Raw genomic sequence first — 15632 nt, 5'->3', positions numbered from 1 at the left:
GTGAACCAGGTAGGGTTTGAAAGGCAAAAGGGGCGGACCCTTGCGGATCCGCCCCTTTCGTATGTCCGGCATGCAGGCCGGGCGTGACGCCCGGATCCTGGACGTCAGCGCTTGGAGAACTGGAAGGAACGTCGGGCCTTGGCCTTGCCGTACTTCTTGCGCTCGACCGCACGCGGATCACGCGTGAGGAAGCCCGCCTTCTTCAGGATGCTGCGCAGCTCCGGCTCGTAGTTCACGAGCGCGCGGCTGATGCCATGGCGCACCGCGCCGGCCTGGCCCGAGAGGCCGCCGCCAGAGACGGTGGCGACCACGTCGAAGGCCTGGTAGCGGTCGGCCACCAGGAAGGGCTGGGCGATCAGCATCCGCAGCACGGGGCGCGCGAAATACTGCGTGGCCGGCTTGTCGTTGATGGTGAACTTGCCCTTGCCCGGCATCACCCAGACGCGGGCGACGGATTCCTTGCGGCCGCCGGTCGCATAGGCGCGGCCCTGGGCGTCACGCTTCGGCTGGACGGGGGCGGAAGCCTCGGCGCCGGGGGCAACGGTGTTGCCCTGCACGAGGTTCTTGAGGTCCGCGAGGGAATTGGCGGTGGTCTGCTCGCTCATGACTTAGGCGACCTTGTTCTTGCGGTTCATGGCGGCGACATCAAGCGCGACCGGCGCCTGGCCGGCATGCGGATGCTCGGTCCCGGCATAGACGTGCAGGTTCTTCATCTGCTTGCGGCCGAGCGGGCCGCGCGTGATCATGCGCTCCACCGCCTTGGTGATGACGCGCTCGGGGTAGCGGCCCTCGAGCAGCTGGCCCTTGGAACGCTCCTTGATCCCGCCGGCGAAGCCCGTGTGCCAGTAGAACATGGACTGCTCGGCCTTGTTGCCGGTCAGCTTCACCTTGCCGGCATTGAGGATGACGACATGGTCGCCGCAATCCACATGCGGGGTGAACTGGGGCTTGTGCTTGCCGCGCAGCCGGTTGGCGACGATGGTGGCGAGACGGCCGAGCACGAGGCCCTCGGCGTCAATCACCCACCAGTTCTTCGTCACCTCGGCCGGCTTCAGCGAGCGGGTCTGTGTGCTGAGCATGATAACCTTCAAATACGCTTGATCTGGGGCCGCTGTTTGCAGCACCCGGTCCGCAGGGTCAAGCCGCCCGTTCGTTTTTTTGATGAGGTATCATAATACCGCAGCCTTCCGGCTTGAAGCCGGCCCAGGCCCGGCATAGCCTTTCCGGGTTCCTGCCGGAGACCGAGCATGTCACCTGCCCTGCTGCCCCTCGCCGCCGCCCTGGCCGCGCTGGCCGCCGCCCCGGCCGCCGCACAATCCAGCAGCTACACCGACCTGACAGGCCCCAATTGCCGCCCGGTGCGCGGCGATGAGGGGACGCGCGAATGCCCCGGCCCCGCGGAACTCGGCCTGCGCGTCAATGGCGATCACGCGGTGGACATCGTCACGCTGCGCCTGGGCCGGACGGTGGCGCAGGTGAGCCCGCCCTCCATCGAGGGCGCGGGCGGCGTCACGGGACGCGTGGAGTGGCGCCTGGCCGAGGGCCGCCCCTATGCCCTCATCCTGCGGCGCGGCCTGCGCGATGACGACCTCCGGCCGCGCGGCTCGCGCCTTGAGGTCTACCGGATCGGCGCGACCAGCGTCTGCTACCTGGGCGAGGCGCGGGGCGCGGACGAAAATGCCCGCGCGCGACAGATCGCCGATGCCGGCCGGGGCACCGCCTGCCCCTGACGTCTCCCGAGCAGCCGGCTTCCAGCGCGCCGCGCGGCGCCGCTATCGCGCGATAGGCCGGGCCGAACGGCGCCCCCGGCAGCGCCGATTGGCAAGCCCGTGCCGCACCCTGCATGATCCGGCCTGCATCATCCGTGAGGCAAATCATGCGAAAGCTCCTCCTGCTTCCCCTGCTGGCACCGCTGGCCGCGCCGCTGCCCGCCGCCGCGCAATCGAACAGCCAGCTCTTCTGCTTCGCGAATGACACGCTGGCCGTGCAGACGCGGGTCAGGATCCTTCAGATCCGGAGCGACGGGTTCGAAAGCAATGTCGAGTGGATGCGGGTGGGCGGCAAGTCGCGCTACTGCGTACGCCTCGTGAGGCCCTTCGGGGTCCGCTTCCAGGTGCAGTCCTGGAACGCGCGCTGGGAAGCGGCCGCGAACTGTGGGCGCACCATCTGGCAGCCCAGCGGCGGGACCGTCCTGCGGATGAGCGGGCACGTCCTCAACTTCATCTGCAGCGAGGAGTAGCGGCGCGGCGCTCAGCCCAGTTCGCGGCACATCAGCGTGGTATGGGCCTGCATCTCCGCCGGGCCGAAGTGGCGCACGACGCCCTCGGCATAGGGGTACCGCGTCGTCATGCCCGGCTGCATGTTGACGGGCGCGCCATTGGGCCAGCGCGTGGCCGTGTCGGGCAGTCGCAGCGTCACCCGCACTTCCATCGCGCGATGTGCCACCACCTCGATCAGATAGAGGTAGCGCCAATTCCCCTCCCCCACGGCGCTGTAGCTGGCCGAGACGCGCGGCCCGCAGGGCGTCGGCACATCGGCGCGCGCGGTGGGGCCGGCGAGCAAGATGGTGCAGAGGGCCCAGGCGGAAAGAACGAAGGCGGCGGGGCGGTGCATGATCATGGCCGGCAGCCTCGCACCGCGGCGTTAACGCCGGGTGAAGCGCCTACCAGCACATCAGCGTGGCGCAGGCCTGGAGCTCGGCATCGCTGATCCGCGGGTCGTCGCGCAGCGCATAGATATCCTTCCGCGAGGCGCCCTGCGACAGCACCATGGGGCCGCCATTCGGCCAGCGGGAATCCGCCCCGGGCAGCGTCATCGTCCCGCGCAGGCGCAGCGGCTCATGCGCCGTCACCTGGACGAGGTAGGCGATGCGCGTGCCGGCCTCCTGCAACGCGGCATGAAGCAAGGGGCGGATCTGCATGGGCGCAACCTCGCGCGCCCAGGTTAACCGGGGCTGAGCAAGGCGATGTCCGGCTCGCAAGCCCCGCCCGCGGAAGAGCATCGGCTGCCCTGGCGAACGGCCCCATGCCCCCGCCCCTTCAGGCCATCGCCACACGCGGCAGGCGGCGCCATCCCGCCCCCGGGGCTTCGCCCCTCCGCGCTTCCGGCCTAAGACGTGAGAAAGCCAGCAGGAGAGCGCGCCATGACCGACGACACCAACAACCCCGCCGCTCACGGATTGGGCCGCAACGCCGCGAATTACGGCGACCGCGAATTCGCCCTCTATCTCCGCCGCAGCTTCGCGGCCTCCATGGGCTATTCCAAGGACGCGCTGACCCGCCCCGTCGTCGGCATCGTGGACACGGCGAGCGACTTCAACAATTGCCACCGCTCCGTGCCCGACCTCATCGAGGCGGTGAAGCGCGGCGTGATGCTCTCGGGCGGCCTTCCCATGGCCTTCCCGACCATCAGCCTCTGCGAGCCTTTCCTCACGCCCTGCTCCATGCACTACCGCAACCTCATGGCGCTCGACACCGAGGCGATGGTGAGCGCGCAACCCATGGATTCCGTGGTCCTGGTGGGCGGCTGCGACAAGACCGTCCCCGCCCAGCTCATGGCCGCCGTCTCGGCCGATGTGCCGGCCGTCATGCTCGTCACCGGCCCGATGAGCGCCAATCGCTACCAGGGCGAACGGCTGGCCGCCTGCACCGATTGCCGCCGCTACTGGGCGCGCTACCGCTCGGGTGACGTCAGCGAGGCGCGCATCAACGAGGTGGAGAACGCGCTCGCCGTCACCGCCGGCACCTGCGGCGTGATGGGCACGGCCAGCACCATGGCCTGCCTGGTCGCCACCCTCGGCTTCATGCCGCTGGAAGGCGCCAGCGCGCCGGCCGTCCACGCCGACCGCCTTCGCATCGCCGAGGAGGCGGGCCGCCTCGCCATGGGCCTCAAGGTCCGCCCCTCCGAGATCCTGACCATCGAGGCCGTCGAGAACGCCATGCGCGTGCTGCTGGCCCTGGGCGGTTCCACCAATGCGCTGGTGCACCTCGCCGCCATCGCCGGTCGCGCGGGCCTGCGCGTGGACCTCAAGCGCCTCGACCAGATGAGCGACGAGACGCCCGTGCTGGTGGACCTGAAGCCCACCGGCGAGGGCTACATGGAGGATTTCCACTTCGCCGGCGGCATGCGCGCGCTGCTCTGGGAAATCCGCGACCTGCTGCACCTGGAGACGAAGGACGTCTACGGCCGCACGCTGGCCGAGCGCATCGGCGACGGCACGCATTTCGTGGACCGCACCTACATCAAGGCGCGCGAGAAGCCGGTCTCGCCCGTGGGTGGCCTCGTCGCCCTCTTCGGCTCGCTGGCGCCGGATGGCGCGATCCTGAAGCGCTCGGCCGCCACCGAATCCCTCTTCGAGCATGAGGCGACCTGCATGGTCTTCGACAGCGTCGAGGACCTGGCCGAGCGCATCGACCGCGATGACCTGGACGTGACGGCCGACACCATCATGATCCTGAAGAATGCGGGTCCCCTCTCGGCCGCCGGCATGCCCGAGGCGGGCTACCTGCCCATCCCCAAGAAGCTGGCGCGGGCCGGCGTGAAGGACATGGTGCGGATGAGCGATTGCCGCATGTCCGGCACCGCCTTCGGCACGGTGGTGCTGCACATCGCGCCCGAGGCCCAGGCCGGCGGCCCGCTCGCCTTCGCGGAAACTGGGGACCGCATCCGCCTCTCGGTGAAGAAGCGCAGCCTGGACCTGCTGGTGGATGAGGCGACGCTCGCCGCCCGCCGCGCCAAATGGTCCGCGCGCGCCACGCCCAAGCGCGGCTGGGACCGCCTGGTGCATGAGCAGGTGCTCCAGGCCCCCGATGGCGCGGATCTGCGCTTCCTCCGCGCCGAGGGGGTGTGATGCGCGCACTCGCCCTGCTCGGCCTGCTCCTGCTGCTTCCCGCCGGCGGGCAGGCGCAAGGTGCCAGCGAGCATGGCGGGCAGATCTGCTGGGCGCTGGCCACCACCGGCACGCCCGCGACGGAGATCGCGCAGCGGATCGCGGCCGAGCGCTGCCAGCGCGGCGATGCGCTGATGGTGTTCGGCCTGACGCAGGAGGCGCTGCCCATCGCGGCGAGCTTCTGCGACCTCAACCACCCCATCCATCTCGAACAGGCCGATGGCGCGCGCTCCTTCCTCTGCACCTATGCCGGCCAGCGCCGCATGGGCCGCAACGGGCAGGAGCGCCCGCGCGCGCGATGATCGCGATCCTCGGCGCCTCCGGCCGTTCCGGGGCCAAGCTCTGCCGCGCGCTGGATGAGCCCTTCCGCGCCGTGGTGCGCGATGCGGCGAAGTGGCAGGCGCTCGGCATCGCCGCGCCGCATGCCGTGGCCGATCTGGGGGATCCGGCGGCCCTCGCCGCCGCGCTGGCGGGTGCGGGCACCATCATCTCCTGCGCCCATGCGCGGCATATCCCGGCCATCCTCGCCGCCGCGCCGCCGGATGCGCGCTTCGTGTTCATGGGCAGCACGCGCCGCCATTCGCGCTGGCCAGATGATCACGGCAATGGCGTCCGCGCGGGTGAGGCCGCCTTCCTCGCCAGCGGCCGGCCCGGCGTCCTGCTGCATCCCACGATGATCTACGGCGCCGAGGGCGAGGACAATGTCCAGCGCCTCGCCGCCCTCATGCGCCGCCTGCCGGTGCTGCCGCTGCCCGGCGGCGGCGCAAGCCTGGTCCAGCCCATCCACCAGGCGGATGTGACGCGCTGCCTGATCGCCGCGGCCCGGCGCGGCAACATGGCACCCGAGGTGACGATCATCGCGGGGCCCGAGCCCCTGCCCTATCGCGATTTCTGCGCCGAGGTCGCCCGCGCCGCCGGCCTCGCGCCGCGCCCCGTGCTGCCCATCCCGGCCGGGCTCCTGATGGCGCTGAGCCCGCTGACCCGCGCCCTGCCCTTCCTGCCCCGGATCGGCGCCGAGGAGATCCGCCGCCTGACCGAGGACAAGGCCTTCGACATCGCCGCCATGCGCGAAACGCTCGGCATCATCCCCATCCCCCTTGCCGAAGGTCTCAAGCGGACGTTTTGTTGAGGGAACAGGAGAGCTCCCATGCCCATCATCAACCGCATCGCCGAATTCCATCCCGAGATGACGGAATGGCGCCGCGATTTCCACATGCACCCCGAGCTCGGCTTCGAGGAGCACCGCACCGCGGCCATCGTCGCCGACAAGCTGCGCGAATTCGGCTGCGACGAGGTCGTGACCGGCATCGCGAAGACCGGCGTGGTCGGCGTCATCCATGGCCGCAACGGCAAGACGGGCCGCGCCATCGGCCTGCGCGCCGACATGGACGCGCTGCCCATCGAGGAAGCGACCGGCCTGCCGCATGCCTCCACCATCCCGGGCAAGATGCATGCCTGCGGCCATGACGGCCATACGACGATGCTGCTGGGGGCCGCCAAATACCTCGCCGAGACGCGCAACTTCGACGGCACCATCTATGTCGTCTTCCAGCCGGCCGAGGAGAACCTCGCGGGCGGCGGCGTGATGGTCCAGGAGGGCCTCTTCGAGCGATTCCCGATGGAGCGCATCTTCGGCCTGCACAACTGGCCCGCCATGCCGGAAGGCACCTTCGCCTGGCGTGAGGGCCCGGTCATGGCCGCCGTGGCCAATCTGGAGGTGACCATCACCGGCCAGGGCGCGCATGGCGCGCTGCCCTTCCAGGGCAATGACCCCATCGTGATCGCGGCCGCCATCGTCCAGGCGCTGCAGACCATCGTGGCCCGCAACCTGGATGCGGCGGATGCGGGCGTCATCACCATCGGCCACATCTCGGGCGGGCACACCTACAACGTGATCCCCGAGACGGTCCGCATGCTGGGCACCGCGCGCTGGTTCCTGCCCGAGGTGGGCGACCTGCTGGAGGCGAAGTTCAAATCCCTCGTCACCGGCATTGCGGCGAGCTTCGGCGCCACCGCCACCGCCGAATTCCTGCGCGCCTATCCGGCGACGGTGAACGAAGCCGAGAGCACGCAGCTCGCCAAGCGCGCGGCGCTGGCCGTGGCGGGCGAGGCGCGCGTGGCGCACATGCCCAAGCCGACCATGGGCGCCGAGGATTTCGCCTTCATGCTGAACGCCAAGCCCGGTGCCTATCTCATGCTGGGCGGCGCCAAGACCGGCAAGGAGGCGAGCGTCCACCACCCGCTCTACGACTTCAACGACGACCTGCTGCCCATCGGCGCCAGCTATTGGGTGACGCTGGCCGAGCAGCTTCTGCCCCGTGGCTGAGGGCGAGGCGCCCGTCCCCGGCAAGCTCGACCTCTTCCTCGGCTATGTGAAGATCGGGCTGCTGGGCTTCGGCGGCGTCGGCCCATGGTCGCGCCATGTGATCGTGGAGGAGCGCAAATGGCTCTCCGAGCGCGACTATGCCGAGGTGCTCGGCCTCGGCCAGATCCTGCCCGGGCCCAATGTCGGCAATGCCTCCGTGATGATAGGCCGGCGCTTCCACGGGCTTGCGGGTGCGCTGATCACCACCGCCGGGCTCTATATCGGGCCGCTCTGCATCCTGATCGCGCTCTCCATCCTCTATGAGCTCTATGGCACGCGGCCGGGGGTCGCTCCCTTCATGCAGGGTGTCGCCGCCGCCGCCGCCGGCATGGTCATCGGCACCGCGATCAAGATGGGCCAGAACCTGCGCCCGCCGCCGGAGCTGATCGTGGTGGGCCTGCTGGCCGTGGCAGGCGCCGCCTTCCTGCGGCTGCCGCTGCCGCTCATCGTCGTGGTGCTGGCGCCGCTTGGCGTCTTCCTCTCGCTGCGGCGCAGCTGGAAGCGGGCGGCATGACCCTCCTGCTGCAGATCCTGCTGGCCTTCGGCACGCTCTCGCTGCTTGCCATCGGCGGCGCCAATGCCGTGCTGCCCGAGATGCACCGCCTCGTCGTGGATGTGCATGGCTGGATGGATGACGCGACCTTCAGCCAGCTCTTCGCCCTCGCCCAGGCGGCACCCGGCCCGAACATCCTGGCGGCCTCCGTCATGGGCTGGCACATCGCGGGCCCGGCCGGCCTCGCCATGGCCACGATCGGCATGCTGCTGCCGGCGGCCATCCTCGCCTATGGCATGCAGGGGCTGACGCACCGGCTGCGGGGCGCCACCTGGCTGAAGCCGGCGCAATTCGGGCTGGTGCCGCTGGCCGTGGGCCTCATCGCGGGCTCGGGCGTCATCATGGCGCAGGCGGCGGGGACCAATCTGCTCAGCTTCGTCATCATCGCCGTCTCCACCGTCTTCGTCTGGCGGACGAAATACTCGCCGCTCTGGGTGCTGGCGGGCGGGGGCGCGCTCGGGCTCCTGCTGCTGTGAGCGGGGGGCTGCGCGCGCATCCTTCCAACCGCGCGCTCTTCCTCACCTATCTGCAGATCGGCCTCACCAGCTTCGGCGGCGTCAATGCCTGGGCGCGCCACATGCTGGTGGAGAAGCGCGGCTGGCTGACCGAGCAGGAATACGCCGAGACGCTGGGCCTGGGCCAGGTGCTGCCCGGCCCCAATGCGCTCAACACGGCGATCGGTGTCGGCACGCGCTTCGGTGGGGCGATGGGGGCGCTCGCCTGCGCGCTCGGCCTCCTCGCCGGGCCGATGGCGCTGCTGGCCGGGATCGCGGCGCTCTATGACGCCTATGGGCAATTGCCGCTGGTGCGCGCCACGCTCACCGGCATCGCGGCCGCGGCGGCGGGCATGGTGCTCGGCACCGCGATCAAGATGGGCGTGAAGCTGAGGCCCACCTTGCCCCTGCTGGCCGTCGGCCTCGCGGCGCTGGCGCTGGCGCTGCTGCGCGCGCCCCTGCCCTTCGTGGTGCTGGGCCTCGCCCCCTTCGGCCTGCTCGCCGCCTGGTGGGCCCTGCGGAAATGAACGACGGGGACGACCTCTGGGCGCTGGTCTCGGGCTTTCTCGGCATCTCGCTGCTCTCGGTGGGCGGCGGCGTGGCGGCCCTGCCCGAGATGCACCGGCTGATGGTGGAAACCCATGGCTGGATGGATGACCTCGCCTTCTCCAAGCGCTACGCGCTGGCCCAGGCGGCCCCCGGGCCGAATGTGATGGTGGTGGGCCTCTTCGGCTGGCATGTGGCGGGCCTCACCGGGATGTTCGCCGCCATGCTGGCCATGTGCGGGCCGACCTCGATCCTGGCCTACGCCTTCTGCCGGCTGCGCGGGCATCTGCAGGGGGCCATGGCGATGCGCGTCTTCGAGCGCGGCATGGTGCCCATTGCCGTCGGGCTCATCGCCGCCTCGGGCCTGCTGCTGGCGCAGGGCGCGGCCTTCGGCACGGGGGGCGCGCCGCTCGCCATCGCCATTTCCATCGCCAGCACGCTCTTCGTCTGGCGCAGCCGCTTCAGCCCGCTCTGGGTGCTGGGCGCGGGCGCCGCGCTGGGGGCGATTTTCCTGCATTGAGTGCAGCCCGCCCCCTTTTGCGCGCCCAGGTTGCGTGCCAATGTCGATTGCATGAATACGACGGTTTATTTCGCGACCAACCGCCAGCTCCAGGGCGATGGCACCAACGCCGCCCATTACGCGGGCGAAAGCGGGCCCGCCGGCCTGCCCGGGCGCGTCACCCATGCCGTCGGCTTCGTCGAGGGCACCGACCTCGCGCGGCTGGAGGCCGGGCGCCTCGCGCGCATCGAGGGCGTGGCGGCGGATGATTTCAGCGACACGGTGGCGGCGGACCTGACCTCGGGCCGCAACCTCCTGATCTTCGTCCATGGCTTCGCCAACAGCTTCACCGACAGCATCACCCGCGCCGCCTTCAACCGCGAATGGCTCGCCGCATCGGGCATCACGGCGGCCGATTGCAGCGTGGTCAGCTTCTCCTGGCCCTCGCGTGGCGTGGTGGTGGACCCGGGCGATGTGCTGGGCGGCCTCGCGCTCGGGCCGATGACGCTGGCGCTCAAGCTCCTCGGCATCACCGCCTCGCCGCTGGCCAATGCCTATTTCGAGGACCAGGCGGCGGCCGCCGCTTCCGCCGCCGATCTCGTGAGCTTCCTCGACCGCCTGCGCCCGGCCATGCGGCGGGTGCGGCGGCGCGGCGGGCGCGTCTTCCTGCTGGCGCATTCCATGGGCAACTGGGCGCTGGAGGCGGCGCTGAACCGCTGGGCCGCCATGGGCCTGCCCCCCGGCGCTCTCTTCGACGAGGCGCTGAGCGCCGCGGCCGATTGCCCCCATGCCGAGGCCGGGCGCGGGCCGGCCTGGCTCGGCCATCTCGCCGCGCTGTCGGGGCGCGTCAGCCTCTATCATTCGGCGGGCGACCAGGTGCTGCGGCTGAGCCAGGTGGTGAACAACATCCAGCGCCTGGGCCGCAGCGGCCCGGTGGACCGCACCGACCTCACCCGCTACCCGCGCGAGAGTTCGCGCTTCGTGGATTGCGAGCGGCTGGAGGATGCGGGCCCCGGCCTCAGTCTGGATTCCAGCCACCAGTTCTACCGCCGCATCCCCGAGGTGCGGGACGACATGGCCCGCGTGATGGATGACCGCGGCGCCGGTGGGCGCGTGGTGCTGTGACCCGCGCCTGATCGCCGCGCCGCCCCGTCAGCGCAGCCGCGCCAGCGTTCCCGCTTCCGCCGCCGCGACCATCGCCGCCGCGTCCTCGGCCAGCAGCAGGCGCTCCGCCACGAGGCCCTCCGCACTCGCACGCACGGCGGCGACATAGGCCGCCTGATCCGGCCAGCGCTCGGCGATCGAGGGGCGCGGATCGCCGCGGGCTTCCCGCTCGGCCCGCGTCGCCGCGAAGGCCAGCGCGGCGCCCTGGTTGGTGCAGAGCGCGCCGGCACCAAAGCCCGCCGCACGCGGGTTGTAGCCCGTATAGGTGGCCCGCGGCGCCGCGATCACCGGCAGGCGGAGGCCGCCCACGGCATTGCCATCCGCATCCACCGTCGGCACCAGCACCGGCCAGGCACCGATGGCGCGCGGCGGCATCACGTTGAGATCCAACCGGTAGGCAGGCGTGATGGAGTCGGGCGCGACCAGGCCCGGAATCGGGGGGAAGGCGAAGTTGGCCGGCCCCTCGCCGCGCCGGGCCAGGTTGCCCGAGGGCCGCAGCGTCCCATCCGCCACATTGGGCGTGCGTGAGGCGGGCGGCTCCCTGCCCTCGCGCATCCAGGCCTCCATCGCCACCATCAGCGCGCGCATCGGCGCACCGGCCTGGAGCGGATTGAGCGGCATGGCGCAAAGCTGCCCCTGCTGCGCCCAGGCCTCGGCGGTCGCGTAGTGCGGGTGCCCCGTGAACATGTAGGCCCGCACATTGGCCGGCAGCGCGACATGGCGGCCGGCCGCATCCGTCACGGTCAGCGATCCGCGGGCGCCCCAGAACTCGAACTCCGTGTCGGTCTGCATGATGCGCGGGCAGCGGCGCGCTTCGGTGCAGCGGCGCAGCAGGCCGTCCGTGGTGCCGCTCAGCGGGTCGGTCGTATCGGCATAGGTGAAGGGGAACTGGTCGGCCGGGTAGAGGCGGTCCGTGTGGTCGGAGGGGTTGCGGCCCGGCTGCGCCCAGCGGGCGTTCATGTCGGTGCGGCGCGCGCCGGGGATGTGCGGGACCATGCCATCGAAGACCTGGCGCCCCGCCGTGTCCTCGTTGAAGCCGAGATAGACCGCATCACGCAGGAAGCGGCCAGATTGCGACACGCCGAGGGTGACGGCGCGCGCGGAGGCGCGGCCCGCCTGCGGGTTTCCCCCCGCTTGCGGATCCATGGGCACCTCGCCATGGCGCAGCGCGGCCGCGACGTCACGGAAGGCGGCGAAGCCCATCCCCATCACGCCCGGATCGCGCGCCGTGTACGTCACCTCGTAGATCGCGCCCGCATCGAAGCCTTCGGGGCGCGTGATGGTCACGCGATCAGGCGCGGTGAAGGCGACGGCGAGGCCGGGTGGCGTGGCGCGCGCATCCTCGGTGCGGGCGCGCACCGTGACGCGCAGGCTCGCGGGGTCGGCAAGCTCATAGGTGAGGCGGCCGATGGCCGGATTGGTGCGGTTGTCGAAGACGAATTCGTCGCGCACCGTGCCGGTCACGTTCGGTACGCGCGGCACCTGCACGCGCATCCCCTGCCCCGGCGTCGGGTCACCCTGCCAGCCGATCCAGGCGAGGGTATAGCCCTGGCGGAACATCCAGCCATTGCCGGCATCGGCCGCCGTCGCATAGCGGCCATTGCTGGCGCCCGGCGCATCGTTCAGCAATTGTCCGATGATCTGCCGGCCGCGATTGGGCGGCTCCACCAGCAGCGTGCCATTGGCACGCGCGGGGTCGGTGGGCCGCAGGATCAGCACATCCGCCACCGCCTCCACGCGCCCGGCCGCGTTGCGCGGCGCGAGCGCGATGTCTGCGATCACCGCATTGCGCGGATCGGCGGGGTCGAGCGCGATGGTGGCGCGGCCGCGCAGCAGCTCATAGGGGCCGGCGGCGCCGAAGCTCGTGCCCGCATAGGCGGGGGTGGGCGCTTCCATCTCGAAGCGCGCCACCTGCGCGGCGGCGGGCGTGGCCGCAAGGGCCAGCATGAGCGCGATGTTTCGCATGGGGTGTTTCCTCTCCGGACCCCAAGCTTGCGCGCGCCGGCAGCCCCGAGACAAGCCCGGGGCGCCAGCCTCAGCTGCCCACCTTGAGCGTGCTCGTCATCCCGCGCAGGCAGGCGAGGATGGAGAGCGGCGTGATCTTGCCGGTGCGGGGGTTCTCCACGCTCGGCACGTTCTCGATCGTCATGGTCAGCCGCACCTCGGCACTCTCCACGCGGATGGTGTGCTGGTTGCGCGTCATCGCCGGGTCGGCCCAGATTTCCACCATGGTGCGCTCGGGCCCGATGCCGGCCAGCGCCAGCGCGGCCGCCACGTTCACATTGGCGGGGAAGCCCTGCGCCGCGTCGAAGGCATTGCCCTTGAAGATCATCGTGGGCGTGGTGATCGCCAGGACGTCGATCTTCTGCTGGTCGAGATAGGGCGCGCCGACCAGGCCGCCCGGCGGCTTGCGCGTCTCGATCGTCACGGAGGAGACATTGCCCTCCGCCGCCGCGCGCACGGCATCGAGGCCGAGCAGCGCGCCGGTGGGCACGATGATGCGCGCGCCGGTCTGCTTCGCGCGCTCCACCAGATGCATGCGCGGCAGCAGGGCGCCGCAGGAGGAGGGCACGAAGACGCGCCCGCGCTCGATCGCGGATGACGCCACTTCCTCGAAGACGGCGGCCGGTGCCGCTTCCACCACGATGTCCGCCATCTCGGCCAGCTGCGCCAGCGGCACGATGGCGGGCTTGCTGGCGAAGCCCGCGACATTGGCGGCGGCCTTCGTCTGGTCCTTCGCGCTGACGGCGACGAGGCGCAGCCCCTGCACGCCCTTGTCCAGCGCGCGCGCCAGATGCAGGCCGATGGCGCCGAGGCCGGCGATGCCGACCGTCAATTCCGCAGACATGAAAAATCCTCCCGAGAGACCTCGGGAGGGATAAAGCACCAGATCGGGCCGGCGCGAAGACCGGCCAGCGCGGAGATCAGTCTTCCTTGAAGCCGTAATCCGGGATGCCCTGCTCGTTGCCGTAATACTTGTAGGGCAGGAACTTGCCGGACATGGTGATCTTCACGCGGTCGCCCTTCGGGTTCGCGACACGCTCGAAGTCGAAGTCGAAATCGATGGCGGACATGATGCCGTCGCCGAACTCCTCCTCGATCAGCGCCTTCCAGGCCGGGCCGTTCACCATCACCATCTCGTAGAAGCGATAGATCAGCGGGTCGGTCGGCGGCATGGGCGTGCCGCGATAGGGCACCTCGTTCAGCATCCGCTCCTCGACCTCGGAGAGGCCAAACAGCTTCGCGGCCTTGGCGGCCAGCGGCTTCACCAGCTTCATCTGGCCCATCAGGGCGCCCACGATGAGCGTCGGCGACATGCCGCCGATTTCCTCGCAGATGTATTTCCAGGTCCAGGCCTTCTCGCGCTTGATGTCGAGAATCTTTTCCGTGAGTTGAGCGCGCGTCATCGCGTTTCTCCTGTGGTTGTGAAATCAGCCGCCGAGTTCGACGACGGGCGGGTTGCGGGCGTCGTAACCGGCGGGGGGTGTCCCCGCGAGCGTCCGGCTGCGCGTGATCAGGAAGTCCATGATGTGGTCGCGCAGCGGGTGGTAGCCCGGCATGTGGTGCAGATCGGCGCGGGTGCGGGGCCTGGCCAAGCGGTTGTGCACCACCTCCGCCACGCGCGCCTCGGGGCCGTTGGTCATCAGCAGGATGCGGTCGGCCAGCAGGATCGCCTCATCCACGTCATGCGTGATCATGAAGGCGGTCTGCCCCGCCTCGGTGACGAGGCGCGAGACCTCCTCCTGCAGCGAGCCGCGGGTCAGCGCATCCAGCGCCGAGAAGGGCTCATCCATCAGCAGCAGCTTGGGGTTCACCGAGAGCGCACGGGCGATGCCCACGCGCTGCTTCATGCCGCCCGAGAGCTGCGAGGGCTTGCGCTCGGCCGCCTGGGTGAGCCCCACGCGGGCCAGCGCCTCGCGCGCCGCATCGCGCACCCGCCCCTTGTCCCAGCTGGGATTCCGGCAGGAGACGGCGAAGGCGACATTCTGCTCGGCGGTCAGCCAGGGCATCAGCGCATGGCCCTGGAAGATGACGGCACGGTCGAGCGAGGGGCCCTCGATCTCCTTGCCATCCACCAGCACCACGCCGTCGCTCGGCGTGTCGAGCCCGGCCAGGATGTTCAGGATGGTCGTCTTGCCGCAGCCCGAATGCCCGACGAGGCAGACGAATTCGCCCCGCTCGATCCCGAACCAGACATTCTGGAACACAGTGAGCCCAGGAAATTTGCGCGCGATTCCCTCGACGGAAACGATCCGGTTGGTCATCGCCCTACTCCTGCCAGGCCACGGCCTGGGCGATGAAGCCCAGCAGACGGTCCAGTGCCAGCCCCACCAGCCCGATCATCAGGATGGCGATGACGATGTCGGCGATGCTCAGATTGTTCCACTGGTTCCAGACCCAGTAACCGATGCCGGTGCCACCCACGAGCATCTCCGCCGCCACGATCACCAGCCAGGCGATGCCGATGGAGATGCGCATCCCGGTGAGGATGGTCGGCGCCGCCGCGGGCAGGATCACACGCATCGCCGTCCGCCAGCGTCCGGCTTCCAGCGTGCGTGCCACGTTCAGCCACTCCTTCCGCACCGAAGCCACGCCAAAGGCCGTGTTCAGCAGCATCGGCCAGATCGAGCAGATGAAGATCACGAAGATCGAGCTGATCGAGGAATCCTTGATCGTGTAGAGCGCGAGCGGCATCCAGGCGAGCGGCGAGACCGGCCGCAGCACCTGGATGAAGGGGTTGAGTGCGGCGTTCAGCAGCGGGCTCATGCCGATCACGAAGCCGAGCGGGATCGCGATCACCGCCGCCAGCAGGAAGCCCGCCATGACGCGCCAGAGCGACCAGCCGATCTGGATGCCGATGCCCTGGTCATTGGTGCCGCGTTGGTGGAAGGGATTGCTCAGCAGTTCGACCAGGCGCTTGCCGATATCGGTGGGCGCCGGCATGGCCGTCTGCCCGCCGCGCGCGGCCTCGGGGCTGAGCAGGGCCGCGAGCTCGGGATCCACCGTGGGCGCGCCGCCCGTGGCGCTGCCCTTCACGGCCATTTCCCAGGCGAAAAGCAGGGCGAAGAGCAGCGCGGCCGAGAGAAGCGCGGCCCGCCACACCGGAACTGTGGTGTTCATGG

Annotated in this window: 20 protein-coding genes; 11 read left to right on the top strand and 9 right to left on the bottom strand. The window is 70.3% G+C overall.

All coding sequences use genetic code 11. The annotated features are described in order from the left end of the window. Positions 1-104: 104 nt before the first annotated feature. Positions 105-605: a 30S ribosomal protein S9 gene (gene rpsI / locus R9Z33_RS10970; protein ID WP_318651336.1), complete on the bottom strand. Its 501-nt coding sequence runs from the start codon at positions 603-605 to the stop codon at positions 105-107. Positions 606-608: 3 nt separating this feature from the next. Continuing rightward, positions 609-1079: a 50S ribosomal protein L13 gene (gene rplM, locus R9Z33_RS10965; RefSeq protein WP_318651335.1), complete on the bottom strand. Its 471-nt coding sequence runs from the start codon at positions 1077-1079 to the stop codon at positions 609-611. A 168-nt stretch (positions 1080-1247) separates the two neighbouring features. On the opposite strand from rplM, the gene R9Z33_RS10960 reads away from it, so the two are divergent. Beyond that, the gene (locus R9Z33_RS10960) at positions 1248-1730 is read left to right on the top strand and encodes a hypothetical protein (protein WP_318651334.1); all 483 of its coding nucleotides are present in this window, start codon (positions 1248-1250) and stop codon (positions 1728-1730) included. Between the two features lie 146 nt (positions 1731-1876). After that, complete coding sequence (locus R9Z33_RS10955; RefSeq protein WP_318651333.1) at positions 1877-2239, top strand: hypothetical protein; 363 nt, start codon at positions 1877-1879, stop codon at positions 2237-2239. Between the two features lie 11 nt (positions 2240-2250). Here the strand turns inward: R9Z33_RS10955 and R9Z33_RS10950 are convergent, their stop codons facing one another. Both R9Z33_RS10950 and R9Z33_RS10945 read right to left on the bottom strand, forming a co-directional pair. Then, a complete protein-coding gene (locus R9Z33_RS10950) occupies positions 2251-2619 on the bottom strand; it encodes a hypothetical protein (protein ID WP_318651332.1) in 369 nt (122 codons plus the stop codon). A 43-nt stretch (positions 2620-2662) separates the two neighbouring features. Next, on the bottom strand, positions 2663-2920 hold the full coding sequence (locus tag R9Z33_RS10945; RefSeq protein ID WP_318651331.1) for a hypothetical protein: 258 nt from the start codon (positions 2918-2920) through the stop codon (positions 2663-2665). Positions 2921-3142: 222 nt separating this feature from the next. Between R9Z33_RS10945 and R9Z33_RS10940 the strand changes: the two genes are divergently transcribed. The 9 genes from R9Z33_RS10940 to R9Z33_RS10900 are packed head-to-tail and all read left to right on the top strand — an operon-like array spanning position 3143 to position 10470. Continuing rightward, entirely contained in the window at positions 3143-4849 is a 1707-nt protein-coding gene (locus R9Z33_RS10940) for a dihydroxy-acid dehydratase (RefSeq protein ID WP_318651330.1), read from the top strand. Next, a complete protein-coding gene (locus R9Z33_RS10935; RefSeq protein WP_318651329.1) occupies positions 4849-5190 on the top strand; it encodes a hypothetical protein in 342 nt (113 codons plus the stop codon). Before R9Z33_RS10940 ends, R9Z33_RS10935 begins: the two co-directional genes overlap by 1 nt. Continuing rightward, the gene (locus R9Z33_RS10930) at positions 5187-6017 is read left to right on the top strand and encodes an NAD(P)H-binding protein (RefSeq protein WP_318651328.1); all 831 of its coding nucleotides are present in this window, start codon (positions 5187-5189) and stop codon (positions 6015-6017) included. Before R9Z33_RS10935 ends, R9Z33_RS10930 begins: the two co-directional genes overlap by 4 nt. An 18-nt stretch (positions 6018-6035) precedes the next feature. Then, complete coding sequence (locus R9Z33_RS10925; protein WP_318651327.1) at positions 6036-7214, top strand: M20 aminoacylase family protein; 1179 nt, start codon at positions 6036-6038, stop codon at positions 7212-7214. Continuing rightward, positions 7207-7767 (top strand): chromate transporter, encoded by a 561-nt coding sequence (locus R9Z33_RS10920; protein WP_318651326.1) that lies wholly within the window; start codon positions 7207-7209, stop codon positions 7765-7767. The genes R9Z33_RS10925 and R9Z33_RS10920 overlap by 8 nt, the downstream gene beginning before the upstream one ends. Beyond that, positions 7764-8282 carry a chromate transporter gene (locus R9Z33_RS10915; RefSeq protein ID WP_318651325.1) on the top strand — a complete coding sequence of 173 codons (519 nt, stop codon included), beginning with the start codon at positions 7764-7766 and terminating at the stop codon, positions 8280-8282. The genes R9Z33_RS10920 and R9Z33_RS10915 overlap by 4 nt, the downstream gene beginning before the upstream one ends. After that, complete coding sequence (locus tag R9Z33_RS10910; protein WP_318651324.1) at positions 8279-8827, top strand: chromate transporter; 549 nt, start codon at positions 8279-8281, stop codon at positions 8825-8827. The genes R9Z33_RS10915 and R9Z33_RS10910 overlap by 4 nt, the downstream gene beginning before the upstream one ends. After that, positions 8824-9366, top strand: coding sequence for a chromate transporter (locus R9Z33_RS10905; RefSeq protein ID WP_318651323.1), 543 nt, complete (start codon positions 8824-8826; stop codon positions 9364-9366). Before R9Z33_RS10910 ends, R9Z33_RS10905 begins: the two co-directional genes overlap by 4 nt. A gap of 51 nt (positions 9367-9417) precedes the next feature. Continuing rightward, positions 9418-10470: an alpha/beta hydrolase gene (locus R9Z33_RS10900; protein WP_318651322.1), complete on the top strand. Its 1053-nt coding sequence runs from the start codon at positions 9418-9420 to the stop codon at positions 10468-10470. A gap of 27 nt (positions 10471-10497) precedes the next feature. Here R9Z33_RS10900 and R9Z33_RS10895 read toward each other — a convergent pair whose 3' ends face one another. The 5 genes from R9Z33_RS10895 to ntrB all read right to left on the bottom strand — a co-directional run bounded on the left by R9Z33_RS10895 (position 10498) and on the right by ntrB (position 15630). Beyond that, positions 10498-12474: an alpha/beta hydrolase domain-containing protein gene (locus R9Z33_RS10895; RefSeq protein ID WP_318651321.1), complete on the bottom strand. Its 1977-nt coding sequence runs from the start codon at positions 12472-12474 to the stop codon at positions 10498-10500. Between the two features lie 70 nt (positions 12475-12544). Continuing rightward, entirely contained in the window at positions 12545-13357 is an 813-nt protein-coding gene (locus R9Z33_RS10890) for an aspartate dehydrogenase (protein WP_318651320.1), read from the bottom strand. Positions 13358-13433: 76 nt separating this feature from the next. Further along, complete coding sequence (gene cynS, locus R9Z33_RS10885) at positions 13434-13916, bottom strand: cyanase (RefSeq protein ID WP_318651319.1); 483 nt, start codon at positions 13914-13916, stop codon at positions 13434-13436. Positions 13917-13940: 24 nt separating this feature from the next. Further along, on the bottom strand, positions 13941-14774 hold the full coding sequence (locus R9Z33_RS10880) for an ABC transporter ATP-binding protein (protein ID WP_318651318.1): 834 nt from the start codon (positions 14772-14774) through the stop codon (positions 13941-13943). A 4-nt stretch (positions 14775-14778) separates the two neighbouring features. Continuing rightward, a complete protein-coding gene (ntrB, locus tag R9Z33_RS10875) occupies positions 14779-15630 on the bottom strand; it encodes a nitrate ABC transporter permease (RefSeq protein WP_318651317.1) in 852 nt (283 codons plus the stop codon). Positions 15631-15632: the final 2 nt, after the last annotated feature.

It is taken from the genome of Sediminicoccus rosea (assembly GCF_033547095.1).
Lineage (GTDB): Bacteria > Pseudomonadota > Alphaproteobacteria > Acetobacterales > Acetobacteraceae > Roseococcus > Roseococcus rosea.
The sequence above is the reverse complement of the archived record's forward strand: the minus strand, read 5'-3'. Positions and strand labels throughout refer to the sequence as shown.

Bases quoted from the DNA above. Each gene is read 5' to 3' on its own strand.
- R9Z33_RS10935 (WP_318651329.1), top strand. From the start codon at position 4,849: ATGCGCGCACTCGCCCTGCTCGGCCTGCTCCTGCTGCTTCCCGCCGGC.
- R9Z33_RS10960 (WP_318651334.1), top strand. From the start codon at position 1,248: ATGTCACCTGCCCTGCTGCCCCTCGCCGCCGCCCTGGCCGCGCTGGCC.
- R9Z33_RS10905 (WP_318651323.1), top strand. From the start codon at position 8,824: ATGAACGACGGGGACGACCTCTGGGCGCTGGTCTCGGGCTTTCTCGGC.
- R9Z33_RS10950 (WP_318651332.1), bottom strand. From the start codon at position 2,619: ATGATCATGCACCGCCCCGCCGCCTTCGTTCTTTCCGCCTGGGCCCTC.
- R9Z33_RS10890 (WP_318651320.1), bottom strand. From the start codon at position 13,357: ATGTCTGCGGAATTGACGGTCGGCATCGCCGGCCTCGGCGCCATCGGC.
- R9Z33_RS10930 (WP_318651328.1), top strand. From the start codon at position 5,187: ATGATCGCGATCCTCGGCGCCTCCGGCCGTTCCGGGGCCAAGCTCTGC.
- rplM (WP_318651335.1), bottom strand. From the start codon at position 1,079: ATGCTCAGCACACAGACCCGCTCGCTGAAGCCGGCCGAGGTGACGAAG.
- R9Z33_RS10940 (WP_318651330.1), top strand. From the start codon at position 3,143: ATGACCGACGACACCAACAACCCCGCCGCTCACGGATTGGGCCGCAAC.
- ntrB (WP_318651317.1), bottom strand. From the start codon at position 15,630: ATGAACACCACAGTTCCGGTGTGGCGGGCCGCGCTTCTCTCGGCCGCG.
- R9Z33_RS10915 (WP_318651325.1), top strand. From the start codon at position 7,764: ATGACCCTCCTGCTGCAGATCCTGCTGGCCTTCGGCACGCTCTCGCTG.
- R9Z33_RS10945 (WP_318651331.1), bottom strand. From the start codon at position 2,920: ATGCAGATCCGCCCCTTGCTTCATGCCGCGTTGCAGGAGGCCGGCACG.
- R9Z33_RS10955 (WP_318651333.1), top strand. From the start codon at position 1,877: ATGCGAAAGCTCCTCCTGCTTCCCCTGCTGGCACCGCTGGCCGCGCCG.
- R9Z33_RS10900 (WP_318651322.1), top strand. From the start codon at position 9,418: ATGAATACGACGGTTTATTTCGCGACCAACCGCCAGCTCCAGGGCGAT.
- cynS (WP_318651319.1), bottom strand. From the start codon at position 13,916: ATGACGCGCGCTCAACTCACGGAAAAGATTCTCGACATCAAGCGCGAG.
- R9Z33_RS10880 (WP_318651318.1), bottom strand. From the start codon at position 14,774: ATGACCAACCGGATCGTTTCCGTCGAGGGAATCGCGCGCAAATTTCCT.
- rpsI (WP_318651336.1), bottom strand. From the start codon at position 605: ATGAGCGAGCAGACCACCGCCAATTCCCTCGCGGACCTCAAGAACCTC.
- R9Z33_RS10895 (WP_318651321.1), bottom strand. From the start codon at position 12,474: ATGCGAAACATCGCGCTCATGCTGGCCCTTGCGGCCACGCCCGCCGCC.
- R9Z33_RS10925 (WP_318651327.1), top strand. From the start codon at position 6,036: ATGCCCATCATCAACCGCATCGCCGAATTCCATCCCGAGATGACGGAA.